The sequence below is a fragment of the Desulfobacterium sp. N47 genome (assembly GCF_051233685.1).
Lineage (GTDB): Bacteria > Desulfobacterota > Desulfobacteria > Desulfobacterales > RPRI01 > RPRI01.
In genome coordinates, this window is the sequence record NZ_JBAMMY010000031.1 from 1 (window position 1) to 13190 (window position 13190).

The 13190-nt window shown below is 38.8% G+C and carries 13 protein-coding genes; 5 read left to right on the forward strand and 8 right to left on the reverse strand.

Features of this window, described 5'->3' with window-relative positions; genetic code table 11:
* Window positions 1-433 precede the first annotated feature (433 nt).
* Both VXK47_RS01450 and VXK47_RS01455 read right to left on the reverse strand, forming a co-directional pair.
* A complete protein-coding gene (locus VXK47_RS01450) occupies window positions 434-1363 on the reverse strand; it encodes a YceI family protein (protein WP_435546998.1) in 930 nt (309 codons plus the stop codon).
* A 29-nt stretch (window positions 1364-1392) separates the two neighbouring features.
* A complete protein-coding gene (locus tag VXK47_RS01455) occupies window positions 1393-2847 on the reverse strand; it encodes a protein adenylyltransferase SelO (RefSeq protein WP_435546999.1) in 1455 nt (484 codons plus the stop codon).
* A gap of 493 nt (window positions 2848-3340) precedes the next feature.
* Between VXK47_RS01455 and VXK47_RS01460 the strand changes: the two genes are divergently transcribed.
* From VXK47_RS01460 to VXK47_RS01470, 3 genes are read left to right on the forward strand one after another with little or no spacing between them, the layout of a single operon-like run.
* Window positions 3341-4771, forward strand: a complete 1431-nt coding sequence (locus tag VXK47_RS01460) for a transglutaminase-like domain-containing protein (RefSeq protein ID WP_435547000.1) — start codon at window positions 3341-3343, stop codon at window positions 4769-4771.
* Window positions 4768-5487, forward strand: coding sequence for an ABC transporter ATP-binding protein (locus VXK47_RS01465; RefSeq protein ID WP_435547001.1), 720 nt, complete (start codon window positions 4768-4770; stop codon window positions 5485-5487). The genes VXK47_RS01460 and VXK47_RS01465 overlap by 4 nt, the downstream gene beginning before the upstream one ends.
* A 22-nt stretch (window positions 5488-5509) precedes the next feature.
* Window positions 5510-7210, forward strand: coding sequence for a putative ABC transporter permease subunit (locus VXK47_RS01470; RefSeq protein WP_435547002.1), 1701 nt, complete (start codon window positions 5510-5512; stop codon window positions 7208-7210).
* A 131-nt stretch (window positions 7211-7341) separates the two neighbouring features.
* Here VXK47_RS01470 and VXK47_RS01475 read toward each other — a convergent pair whose 3' ends face one another.
* On the reverse strand, window positions 7342-8214 hold the full coding sequence (locus tag VXK47_RS01475; RefSeq protein WP_435547003.1) for an alpha/beta fold hydrolase: 873 nt from the start codon (window positions 8212-8214) through the stop codon (window positions 7342-7344).
* Window positions 8215-8570: 356 nt separating this feature from the next.
* On the opposite strand from VXK47_RS01475, the gene VXK47_RS01480 reads away from it, so the two are divergent.
* On the forward strand, window positions 8571-9599 hold the full coding sequence (locus tag VXK47_RS01480) for an LOG family protein (RefSeq protein ID WP_435547004.1): 1029 nt from the start codon (window positions 8571-8573) through the stop codon (window positions 9597-9599).
* Window positions 9600-9681: 82 nt separating this feature from the next.
* Window positions 9682-10308, forward strand: coding sequence for a thiol peroxidase (tpx, locus tag VXK47_RS01485; protein WP_435547005.1), 627 nt, complete (start codon window positions 9682-9684; stop codon window positions 10306-10308).
* 182 nt (window positions 10309-10490) lie between these two features.
* On the opposite strand, the gene VXK47_RS01490 is transcribed toward tpx, so the two are convergent.
* From VXK47_RS01490 to VXK47_RS01510, 5 genes are read right to left on the reverse strand one after another with little or no spacing between them, the layout of a single operon-like run.
* The gene (locus VXK47_RS01490; protein WP_435547006.1) at window positions 10491-10673 is read right to left on the reverse strand and encodes a hypothetical protein; all 183 of its coding nucleotides are present in this window, start codon (window positions 10671-10673) and stop codon (window positions 10491-10493) included.
* A 20-nt stretch (window positions 10674-10693) separates the two neighbouring features.
* A complete protein-coding gene (locus VXK47_RS01495) occupies window positions 10694-11068 on the reverse strand; it encodes a desulfoferrodoxin family protein (RefSeq protein WP_435547007.1) in 375 nt (124 codons plus the stop codon).
* 17 nt (window positions 11069-11085) lie between these two features.
* Window positions 11086-11772, reverse strand: coding sequence for a DVU0298 family protein (locus VXK47_RS01500; protein ID WP_435547008.1), 687 nt, complete (start codon window positions 11770-11772; stop codon window positions 11086-11088).
* On the reverse strand, window positions 11757-11948 hold the full coding sequence (locus VXK47_RS01505) for a ferredoxin (protein WP_435547009.1): 192 nt from the start codon (window positions 11946-11948) through the stop codon (window positions 11757-11759). Before VXK47_RS01505 ends, VXK47_RS01500 begins: the two co-directional genes overlap by 16 nt.
* Complete coding sequence (locus VXK47_RS01510; protein WP_435547010.1) at window positions 11929-13125, reverse strand: FprA family A-type flavoprotein; 1197 nt, start codon at window positions 13123-13125, stop codon at window positions 11929-11931. The genes VXK47_RS01505 and VXK47_RS01510 overlap by 20 nt, the downstream gene beginning before the upstream one ends.
* Window positions 13126-13190: the final 65 nt, after the last annotated feature.

Below are 13190 nucleotides of genomic sequence, written 5' to 3' on the forward strand. Positions count from 1 at the left end.
ATAGCTACTTTTGCCTTAAATGCTGCTCCATGATTTCTTCTTAATGTCTTCATTTACCTGCTGCTCCTTTCTGTAATTGTAAGTCAATTTAGAGCAGCTTTACCACTTAAGCAACTGTGCAGTTTTTCCGGGCCACCGCTCAGTGCAAGGACTTTGCTTTTCAACACTGAAAGATATGTTATTTAAATGCGAAAGTGTCATTTTTATCATCTCAGTCATTATGTTTTATTATCGGAAGATGTTATATTCTAATTTTCCGATCACTTGGTTCAAAAATCTTTTACAATATTATGATCATTCGCAGCCTGTTGCATACGGTGCATTGGGCGGTTCGGCATAGCTTCTTATTTTTCCATGATAATGGGTCGTTCATTTTTCATATTCACCAAAAAATGTAGATGGCCGATGGAAGTATCAGCAAACCGGAAACCTATCAGTCTGTCACAATTCTAATCTGAAAGCTGATTAAATCAAAAACCACATGCATCCCAAGATGTTCAAAAAACCTGGCAGATCCATAAATGACACCCCATTTCGTGCGGTCTATGTCGAAATGTGCTTCAGCTGAGATACCATTTTCAGGTGTTCTTGCCACGGTGGCAAAAAAGTCCTGGCGGACTTTAAGACCACGCAATTCCAGGGTTGCGTTGATTTCATAATTCGGCACGGTCAGAAACGGATCTTTGACAGGTTTTGCTTGATTAATCTCGATAGTTGCCGTTGGAAATACTTTCGTCAGAAAAAAATCATCGGATTTAAGATGGGCGATCAGAACCGGCTGCAGTTCATCTCCATCCAGGTTTATATTGACGATGGAATTCATATCAATATTAAATATGCCGGTAAAAACGCCGTCTTTGGACTGAAGTTCCCCATTGCGAATCCTGATGTTCCCGAAATGAGTTGTATTGGCATTTCTACCTGTCCATTGAATCATACTCCGGTCTGAATCAACCCGGTATAGCTGGTCATCCGGTTTTACCATGGTTTGGGGATCATCCGGTTCTTCAACCTCATCGCCTTCCAATAAAAGTCCGGCTAAACGCCATGCAGCTATACCGCCGTCCAAAACATGCACATTGATAAATCCTTCGTACTCAAGTTTTTCGGCTGCCCTGATTGCATCATAAGACCTGCTGCTTGATCCGTAAACTACTATATCAATATCCTTGTTTTCTGTTATAGCTTTAATTTGATCAATAAATGTGACTTCAAAAACGCATGCGTTTCTTGCACCGGGTAAGCGGACCTTTTGGAAATGGCTGTGCGTAAGGGTATCAATGAGATAAAATATTTTTCCTTTTTCCATCCATTGGTGTAGCTCGTTGGGGGTCTGCACGTTGTACTTTTGGGGAATATCCATTAGAAACCTCCTGCCTTTTAAGTCAAATTTCAGGTTCCGCAAAAAGTTTTATAATCCTTATCGCCGTCTTCAGGCGGGTCTTGATAATCATGTGTTTGTGCCAGCTCTTCATATGGTGAGCTAAGAACCTGAAGAAATTTTTCTGCCAGCGTAGACTTGCCTGACTGTTGGCATTCCTGAATCACTTCTTCAACATGATGATTCCTTGGTATTACCACCGGATTGTATTGGCGCATCAGAACCTGCACCTCATGCAGATCTGCATCCTGCTCGCTTAAACGTTTTTGCCAAAGTTCAAAATACTCCTCCAGTTCATTTTTCATTTGAGAGGCCACAGTTTCAGACAACAAAGATTTGGTTAGAAGATCAAAAGTGACCGTGTAGTCCAAGTGCTTCTCCCTGAGCCGGTTCAATACAGCAAGTATCAGTTTCTGATCATCCTGCTTAAAAAATTTCAGGCCAAGTTTTTTCCCCATCATTTTCATATATTCTTTCTCAAACATTCCGGGAAACTCGGAAATAATAGATCTGAGCCGGTCTAATGCTTTATTATTATCCGAATTAATAAGCGGCAACAGACATTCACCGAATCGCGCGATGTTCCATTGTATAATTGCAGGTTGATTGCCGAAAGCATATCTGCCCATCGTATCAATCGAGCTGTAAACAGTCTGCGGATCATAGATACCCATCATGGCGCAAGGGCCGTAGTCAATGGTTTCCCCGGAAATAGAAGTGTTGTCAGTATTCATGACACCGTGAATAAAACCGATTCTCATCCAGTCAACAACCAGTTGAATCTGCTTTTCTATGACTTTGTTAAGAAACGAAAGATATTGATTTTGACCTTCTGTCTGCAACTCCGGATAGTGACGCTTAATAGCATAATGACACAGAGTAATAAGAGATTTAAGATCGCCCCGGGCTGCAAAGTACTGAAAAGTGCCGATACGTATATGACTGGAAGCCACCCGCGTCACAACAGCTCCCGGCAGTGGAGTCTCACGAAAAACAGGTTCTCCGGTAGTAACAACTGCCAGACTGCGTGTTGTTGCAACACCTAATGCTTTCAAGGCCTCACTCATAATAAACTCCCGCACAGCCGGACCTATGGAACAACGTCCGTCACCACCTCTGGAAAAGGAGGTGCGGCCGGAGCCTTTAAGCTGAATGTCCCACCCTTTCCCGGATTGATCCAATAACTCTCCTATAAGATGTGCTCTTCCGTCTCCAAGCTGGCGGACAAAACTGCCGAACTGATGGCCTGCATATGCAGTTGCAATGGGTTCCGAACCGGGCAAAATGTGGTTTCCTGAAAATACTTGTGCCAGGGCAACCGGATCATTATTTAATTCATCCGGTATCATCAGCTGTTCGGTCAGACTGGAATTCCACAAAAACAGTTGGGGATCCCGAACAGGTGTGGGCCGTATCCTTTCATAAAAAACTTCATCCAGTTTTGCGTAAGAATTTGAAAATTTCAATTATATAGTCCTTTGCTCATTCCTGATTTCAGTTGCAGAAGTACACTTGAAAACAGACCGTTTTCCAATTGCTCCAGGATATGACAGATCAGGATAAGCGTCAATTTATTTATATGCTGATTTATATGGTTTAATTTTTCAAAGCGAGAATTGCATCTGGCACAGTATGGCTCAGAGCTTATTTTATTAAATAGCTGTCCAGCTAATGGGATTTACCGCCTTGTAGCTTTCAAATTAATTATTAATAAGCATTTATTATCCGGTAACAAAATTCTTCAGATATTACAAACCCGGCTCGTAATTATCAGACTTTAAGCCTCTGATGGTCTAGAAAATAAAAAACATTAAATATTTGACAAACTGGTCAAAAAACAAAAGCTGTGATACTATTCTTTTCAGATTATCGGTTCCTGATTTGCCAACTTAATGCTAAAAAAACACTATACCTATGCCTCTTTATAAAAATAAATACTTGGTTTTTACCGGTGCGGCAATGTTTATGGTATTTGCTGTTTTACTTGCCGTAAGGCTTGGAATTTTTCAAAAAACCCTTCATGGGCATTCTTTAACAGCTCAGACTGATGTGCTTTCCGGAAAAGATACATGGATGAATATATTCCAAAATGAACATAAAATCGGTTATTCCCACTCAATTATTTCCCTACAGGACAATGGATATAAAATCGAAGAGTATGTTTTCATGAAGATTAATACGATGGGATTGATGCATGATATATATGTCAAAACTTTGGGAAATCTGAATCCGGATTTTACGTTGCAAGAATTTGATTTTAAAATCAATTCAGGCAGATTTGATTTTGCAGCAAAAGGTGAGATGAAACAAGATATATTATCGATTCAGACTCAAAGTTTCGGAGATATTCGCAAAATCGGTATGCCAGTTAAGAGCAAACCATATCTTATGGCCGGTTTAATAAATGCCGCATTCGCATCAGGTTTAAAAGAAGGGGAGATCTTTACTTTCGATATCTTTGATCCTGCCTCAATGAGCCATGTGCCGGTACTTCTGAAGATAGACAGAAGAGAGGAGATACAAACGGGAGAGATAAAACAATCGGCGATTAAAACTTTTCTTTCATTTAAAGGTACGACCCAGACACTATGGGTCAGCGATGAAGGAGAAGTAATTAAAGAAAAAGGGGTTCTTGGTATAAGCCTTGAGAAGACAACAAAGGATGATGCCTTAAATGGTATGCCTGTGCAGGCAAGTGATGATCTTACCAGGCTTGTTTCAATACCATCAAATATTACAATCAGTAATCCTGAAAAACTTACTTTTCTTAAAATACGGATCTCAGGAATTAACCCCGATCCGCTGAAAATAAATGATGACAGGCAGATATTTAAAGACGGTATTTTGTATATAAACAAAGAATCTATAGACAATCTTTTCAGGCAGCACACTTCTTATAAACCTGATATAGCGTCGTATTATTTTCTTAAGCCCTCGCCCTTCATACAATCGGATAACAGAGATATAGAGAATATTGTTAAAAAAACAGTAAATCCGGATGATCCGCCGATAATCAAAGCAAAGAAACTTTTAAACTGGATAAACTCTAACATTGAAAAAAGACCGGTAATATCTTTGCCTGATGCAGTTTCAACACTTAAAAACAAAGCTGGGGATTGTAACGAACACGCTGTTCTCATGGCTGCTCTTTCACGAGCCGCAGGAATTCCTGCAAGAGTTGAAGCAGGGCTTGTTTATTTAAATGGCAGTTTTTACTATCATGCATGGAATAGTTTGTATTTTGGAAGATGGGTTGCAATAGATCCTCTGTTTGGCCAGATACCGGCCGATGCCACCCATATACGATTTTCATCAGGAGGACCTAAGGAGCAGCTTGATATCCTGAGCATATTGGGAAAAATCAAAATAAAGGTTATTGAATTCAAATGATACTTCTTGAAAATCTTACAAAAAAATATGGCGATTTTACGGCTGTAAATAATCTTAGCCTTTCAATTCCAAAAGGTGAAATATTCGGTTTTCTGGGGCCCAACGGTGCCGGGAAAACAACAACCATCAAGATGATGGGCGGAATAAATGATCCTACTTCAGGTTTGATTAAAATCGGCGGAATCAGCATGAAAGATGAGCCTGAAGAAGCAAAAAGAATTATCGGATTTATTCCGGACAGACCTTACCTTTACGAAAAACTCACAGGAAAAGAATTTTTAAGATTTATCGGAAACCTTTATGGAGTTCCCGATAAATTCTTTAGTGAAAAAGCGGATAATCTTCTTGGTATGTTTTCTCTAATAAAATGGGCTGATGAATTAATAGAGTCCTACTCGCACGGCATGAAGCAGAGGCTGATAATGGCAGCAGCTCTTCTTCATGATCCTGAAGTGATAATAATCGATGAACCTATGGTTGGTCTTGATCCTGTGGCTGCAAGAATGGTTAAAGACCTGCTGAAACATCTTGCTTCCAAAGGATTAACAGTTTTTATGTCTACTCATACTTTAAAGGTTGCAGAAGATGTGTGCCACCGTATCGGAATCATTAAAAACGGGGTTTTGATCGCAACAGGAACTGCTGATGATCTTAAGAAAAAATCTTTGCTTGTTGATCCTGACTTGGAAGATGCGTTTATAAAACTAACTTCTTAAAGAGCATTAAAAGGCTTAGGCGATGAATGAAATATTAAAAGAAATCTTAATTCTTTTAAGGCCGAAGTTTTTATCTTTTAAAAATCCCTTAATTTCAAAAAACTCGAAAAAAGATATTTACCGAACTATTTTTCTAACAATGGCAGGATTAATATTCTGGAGCGGCATATTTATTATTTCTTTAAGAACTCTTAAATATTTTAAGAAAATAGAAGGACTTGGCGATATTCTTATCTTAAAAATTTTATCGATGCTCATTCTCATTTCTTTTTCTTTTCTTATTTTCAGCAGTATTCTTACCTCGCTTTCCAGATTTTATCTCTCAAGAGATCTTCCTCTTATCCATTCAATGCCGCTTTCAAGTTACAGGATTTTTATTGCAAGGTGGATTGAAAGTGTCATAGACAGCTCCTGGATGGTAATATTATATATACTTCCGGTACTTATTGCATGCGGTATTGTTTACAAAACAGGGCTTTTTTTCTATTTAAACATTACTGTCAATCTGGTATCCCTTTCGCTGATATGTGCATGTATAAGCTCATTGATAGTTATGATCCTGGTTTTTATTGTTCCAGCAAACCGTATGAAAAATATTATCGTTGCTTTGGGGTTTGCCATTTTTATAATACTGTTTTTAGCCTTAAGACTTTTAAAACCGGAGCAACTCGTAGATCCGGAAGCCTTTGCAACCGTTGTAGTATATTTAAATAATCTGAAAGCTCCATCTTTACCTTTTCTGCCAAGCACCTGGGTTTATGACAGTATTAATGAAGCCCTTTTCGGGTCTGCAAAAGAAAGCCTGTTTCATTTGGGGCTGTCACTGAGTTTTTTTGGTTTCATAATGATTATAAATATAATTATCGCCGATCTTATTTATTTTAATGGATATTCAAAAACTCAGACTGTTTCTTTTAAAATATATAAATATAAATTTGTACAATTTCCTTTCTTAAAATTTCTTCCCGGTCCAACCAGAGCATTTATTGGAAAAGAACTTAAAGTCTTTTTCAGGGATCAGACTCAATGGTCTCAATTACTGCTTATCGGAGCCCTTATTATAATATACATATACAATTTTAATGTACTTCCTCTGGAAAAATCACCCATAAAAACAATATATCTTCAAAACCTCTTATCTTTTTTAAATATGGGTCTTTGCATGTTTGTACTCACAGCCATAACAGGCCGCTTTGCATATCCGGCCGTAAGTTCGGAAAAAGAAGCATCCTGGCTTGTAAAAGCATCTCCGGTTACAATCAAAACAGTATTGTGGATAAAATTCTTTATATACTTTTTCCCTTTGCTGGTTCTTTCGGAAATTCTTATAGTGGCGACAAACATAATATTAAAAGCAGATACTTTTATAATGTTTCTTTCGGTTATAACGGTATTTTTGATGGTGCCCGGAATCGTATCTATAGGAATAGGCTTCGGTGCTGCTTACCCGGACTTTAAGTGTGAAAATCCGGAACAGTCGGTTACGAGTTTTGGGGGCCTGCTGTTTATGATGATTTGTGCGGGATTCATAGCAGCAGTATTAATTCTTGAAGCAGGCCCGGTATATCATATATTCATGGCATCAATACATCAAAGATATCTTGGCTTCGTTGAATGGATATGGGCGGCGGTTTCTTTTTTGGCGGTAATTGTTATAAGCATTTGTGCCATCTTTCTTCCCATGAAATTCGGGGAAAGGGGTTTGTCAAAGATTATACCCTGATCAATGCGCTTCATTAGCCTGCCTTTTCATCATCCTTTATACCTTTGGGCATCGTTATCAGATCGGAAAAAGCCGACGTCCGTTACAGAAGAAAGCCGGGCTTACCTTTTTGGCCGGTGTTATCGTACTGATCATTTACCTGCTGGTGCATTATACCGTGGCGAACGATTTCTATTATAATGTTCTCGGGTGGGAAAGCGACGATTTGCAGCGGGTGTTTGGTGATGCCGCGCCAGAAAGTCAGCGATCGGCTGGGCTACATGGTTTGGATTTCGTATCATAAAAAGATGATTAATTCCGGGAAGCAGTACTTCTTCCGTGTGCGTTACGATTGACTTAAAAGCCTGCTTTGCCTTTTCGAACATAGGGTCACTCTCGGTTCCAAGGAGATAAAGGACTGGATGAGAGATTCTGCTTGCTTTATCTTTGTCCAGAATCCATTCTCCCAGCGCCGGAAATTCTATGTCGAAAAAGGTAGCGGCATCCTTTTCCGCCTGTTCGGGACCGCCCGGCACGGTGCGTTGTACCTCAGATCTCCATTCCGGCCCGCCAACCATAGCCATGAATGTATCAACAGCACCAATAACATCGCCGGAACTAAACTGTTCGATAAGTGGTTCGAACTCCTCCATGCTTTCCGGTTCCTCGGTGGTTTTTGGTGGTTCAAGAAGCACCAGAGAGTGAACAACGGACGGAGCCTGGCAAGCAAGCTGCAAAGCGGTTACCGCACCGTAGGAATGCCCGATAACGTGCGCACGTTGTATGCCAAGTACATTCAGAAGAGCCAACGCGTCTTGTGCTTGCTCTTCGATACTGAATGCTCCTTTAAGGGGATCGCTGCCGGCAAACCCCCGGCGGTGATACCGGATAAGTTTATAACGATCTGCGAGTATTGCCTCGTTAGTGAGCGGGAGGAAAGCGTCCGCTAAAATACTTCCGTGAATAAGCAGTACAGGTTCCCCATCGCCTTGAATCTCGTATTCCAATCCTTTAGTTTTTAGCATCTTTTCCTCCTGGTTTGCATAAGCCGCCCAACGTGGGCTGTTTTTTGCTGAATCCTTTTTCAGCCGGAAGTTAAGCGTCAGCGTATCTAATATGTTATAGACGGTTTTATCAATCTTAGTAATATCTCAAATATTTTCTTTTTCCCCATTTAAAATGATCCGGTATTGATCTTTTATCCCATGTAAGATGGGATTGTAAATAGCATATTATATTTGTACCGAAGTAATGTGCTAAAAAGCTCAATGGAAAATTTTGTAAACGGGTTATTTTTGTATTTTTGAGAAATTATTGGTTTTTACTTAATCGATCGGATATTATATATAATAAAAATATCTATTGAGGAGTTTACTATTATATGGAAATACATTTTAAAGATGATAACGGTCCTGTCGAGGAAGTAATAAACCAATTAATGAAATTATCTGAAGGTATTCGCAGGCCTGCTATTGTAAGGGAGATGATATTAGCATCATTAAAAGCGGGGCAGGAAGATAATGGGAAAGTGGATTTAAAGCTTATGAATACTTCCCTGAAAGAAATGCGTTTTACGGCTAAGGTGTTTGGGCCTTACAGTCATTTGAAAAAAGTATCCGTATTTGGCTCGGCCCGAACAAAACCAAATACTGTTTTATATGAAACAGCGTATAATCTCGGAGCCAAATTAGCCGGATCAGGTTATATGGTAATTACCGGCGGTGGTCCGGGCATAATGCAGGCTGTTCATGAAGGCGCCGGGCCGGATCATTCTTTCGGAGTTAATATTCGTCTTCCTTCCGAGCAGGATTCAAACCCTGTTATTAAGGGAAACTCAAAGAATATAATGTATAAATATTTTTTTAACAGAAAAGTTGCCTTTCTTAAAGAGTCCGATGCAATTGTTGTTTTTCCGGGCGGTTTCGGTACACTTGATGAAGCCATGGAAACTTTGGCGCTGGTTCAAACAGGCAAGCGCAATCCCCTGCCTATTATACTCATGGATGAACCTGATGGTAACTACTGGTTAAATTGGATAAAATTTATAAAAGAGGAGCTATTGGAAAAAAATTACATCAGTAAATCAGATATGCATCTGTTTGATTTGACCGACTCTGCCGATAAAGCAATTAAAATTATAAACAAATTTTATTCCCGTTATCACAGCATACGTCAGATCAAGAACTGTTATATCATACGCCTTAAAAAACCTCTTGAAGAAGAAAAATTAAAAGAGATTAAAACACGATATAGCGATATCCTGAAAACTGATGGGAAGATATGTCTTTCAGGAGCACTTCCGGAAGAAGTAGATGAGACTGAAATCAGCAATCTTCCAAGAATTATTATAGATTTCAACAAAACGAATTACGGGAAATTGAAACAATTAATTGATGAGATAAATTGCTGATTAATGCTATAATAAACCGGCTTTGGATTTCACCGGGAATATGAATTGTAATGAACTGAGAACATTAATATGGAGGCAAAGTATGAAAAGACAAATAATTAATCTCATGGTTGGTGTTACTTTTTTGGTATTATTGATCTCATGCGCAAAAAAACAAGCCGATATGCCAATTGATACAGTAAGTGTTTCTCCGGGAACACAGGTGACAATGAAAGGTAAGTCACTATCATTAATCGGTAATGCTATTGAGGTCGGTAAGCAATTGCCGGACACAAGTCTTGTTGATGCTAAAACAATGAATTCTGTTAATCTTAATGATTATAAAAATGCTGTTCTATTTCTCAGCATTGTTCCTTCAATCGATACTAAAGTCTGTGAAGCGCAAACTCATTATTTGGGAGAACAAGGGGATAAACTTCCGGCAACAATTAAGCGAATTACTATTAGCCGTGATACTCCTTTTGCCCAGGTGCGTTTTGCAGATGAAGCCAAGCTGAATGATATCCAATATCTTTCGGATTATAAAGAAGGCAGCTTCGGCAGGTCAATAGGACTGCTTATGGACGGGCCGATGTTGCTTGCAAGAGCAGTAATCCTTGTTGATAAACAAGGAATTGTTCAATATATCCAGGTTGTCCCTGAAATTACTCATTTGCCTGATATGGAAAAAGCCTTTAAAAAAGCTGCTGAACTTGACAATTTGCCTTGAAGTAGCAAGCGTACTCAACCGCTCAGAAAACCTGTGATAAGTCTGTATTTACGTAACAATGAGAATCGGATCTGGCAAACTTGTTTCTGAACCTGAAATCTATTTGGAAACGGTCTTGCGGGAATTGATATATTGATTAATCAGCAAAACTGGAATGAGGATAAAGAAATTAGTGGCTTTCTTTAATCTGCTAGAATGCCGAGCAGTCCGTGGATAAAGGCAAAAAGCACAAGAGCAATGCCGGTTTTTTTATGCACTCCTAAAGGCACTTTAATATAATGCAGGCCCGACAAAAGCTGGAACAAGAGTAAGCAGAAATTAATTATTCCACCAATCAGAACTATTGAAACCCCTCCGATATTCATAAGAGTATCTCCAAATAATATTATTTTACATCAATGGCGGCTTTTGTTATCCCTGCGCTTCCGTGGATATTGCAGCTTGCTTCAGCTTCAATCTGAACCGGTTCATTTATCGTATATTTTACTTCTCTTGTAAAATTTTCCGATTCCGGTCTGTTGAACGCAGAAAAATCCCATCTTGCTACTTCTTTTCCATTTACTTTTACATAAATCCATTCAACATGATGAAAAATATTGTCGCCGTTATGCATGACATTCAATTTGATTGTTACTTCCGAACCTTTTGCAACTGAATCAGAAGCATCAATTACTACAGAAGCTTTGTTGGCATAAGCAGTGCCAAGTGAAAGTAAAAGGAATACGGACAAATATGATGCTAGTTTTATAAATTTTTTCATTATTAATTTCTCCTTTATCATAAAATATTATCCACTATTTGACTGGTCATAAACTCAACAAATTTGCCATTTTCATAAATTTTAATAATCGAACTATCATTTTTAAGAAAAAGAAGAGCAGGTTTTGCTTTTTTATGATCTATCGTAGCCATTGCCCTTGCTGCAAGACCACGGGATAAAGAATCCCGGTGTTCAAGATAAGGTACAAGCAAAGAAAAAGAATCTCTTACAAGTTGCGGTTTTGTAACTGCGATCCTGCCTATACCCCATAATACTCCCTGCTGCAGCACTTCATTTTCAAGAAAATTTCCTTTTTTATCTATATAAGAAATTAATACACGATTGTATTCTTCTCCGAGCTTATCATGCATTGCGATAATTTCTCCCATTGCTTCAGGAGATCCCCAGCCGATTCCGCCCGATTCATCATTTAAATTCCAGATAAGACGGCGCATAACAATACGTGCGGATTCCAGGTCAGTACCTGCAAGAGCTGAAACAACTTCTCCCATTGCTGTGACCGCCCGCCATTTGATCAGCTCTTCTTTACTGTAAAGATGAGAAATCAGATAGTTTACAGCCTGCCTTCCGGGAAACAGAAGAAGGTCGCTTATTTTTAAATTAAAATTCGGGTCTGATAATATCTCATAAATTATTTTTTTGAGCTTTTGGCCTCCAATTCGCTTAACTAAGATTGTATCCATGATATACAGTCCGAAGGGCAGTTTTTTATTGCTTCATCAACATCAGCTTCAGGATATTCCGGTATATCTGAAACTTCGACATATCCTGCGCTGCTGAGTTTAAAAACGGATGGAACAAGATCAATACAAATGCCGCAGAGTACACATTCTCCAAGCTCAACAACTGGTATTTTCATTTATTAATTTTCCGATCCTTTTTCCCATTTCAATGCATGCCTGGATACAATCATTGTCAGGCACATATTGGAATCTTACGCCAGGATCAACAATTTCAATATTTGTTGATTCAAGCTCATTTTTAATTAAGTTTACTGACTCGCCGCTCCAGCCATAGGAACCGAAAGCCGCCCCGATTTTATTTTTAGGCTTAAGCCCTTTCATATATGTTAAAAAATCGCTTACCGTTGGGAATAAACCATTATTTAATGTCGGAGAACCGACAATAATCCCCTTTGCTTCCAGAACCTGAGTCATTATATCGCTTCGATTCCATTTTCTCAAATGATACGGTCTTGCCTCAACACCCTGTTCAACAAGACCTGCAATGATTGCATCCGCCATTTTTTCAGTGCTGTGCCACATGGTGTCATAAATAACTATAGCTTTATTCTTTGCTTTCTGGCTGCTCCACTCAATATATGCATTAATGATTTTTCCCGGATCTTTTCGCCATAACATGCCATGATCGGGACAAATCATATTAAACTCAAGTTTGAGATTTGCAATATGTTCGACCAGCTTTAGAATCAGAGGTGCATAAAGCAGAAGGATATTGGCAAAATATTTTTTGGCATGCGGCATAATAATATGACCGATAGCATCATCAAATTTTTCGGTTCCCGCATAATGCTGACCGAAAGCATCACTTGAAAAGAGGATTTTATCTTCTTTCAGGTATGTAAACATGCTGTCCGGCCAGTGAAGCATCCTTGTTTCGAGAAATGTAAGGGTTTTATTCCCAAGCGAAAGTTCTTCACCATTTTCTACCGGATGGTAATGCCATTTCTGTCTGAAATGGCGGGATAGATTCTTTTGCCCCATTTTAGAACAATAAAGGGGTTTATCCTCGCCGACTTTGTGCATCACACGGGGTAATCCGCCTGAATGATCCATTTCCGTATGGTTGCTGATAACATAATCAATTTTTTTAGGATCAATAATTTCAGATATATTTTCGATCAGCTGATCTGCAAACTCTGCTTTAACCGTATCAATAAGAGCTATTTTTTTATCCACTATTAAAAAAGCATTATAACTTGTTCCGAAATCAACGGAATATCCGTGAAAGTCCCTTATATTCCAGTCATTAACACCAACATCATAAACATCTTTTGTAATCTGGGCAGGTTTCATATCTTATTCCTGAAATAATACTTAATGTTATACAAAAATGCCCTTTTTTTGCCGGATTTGGATTC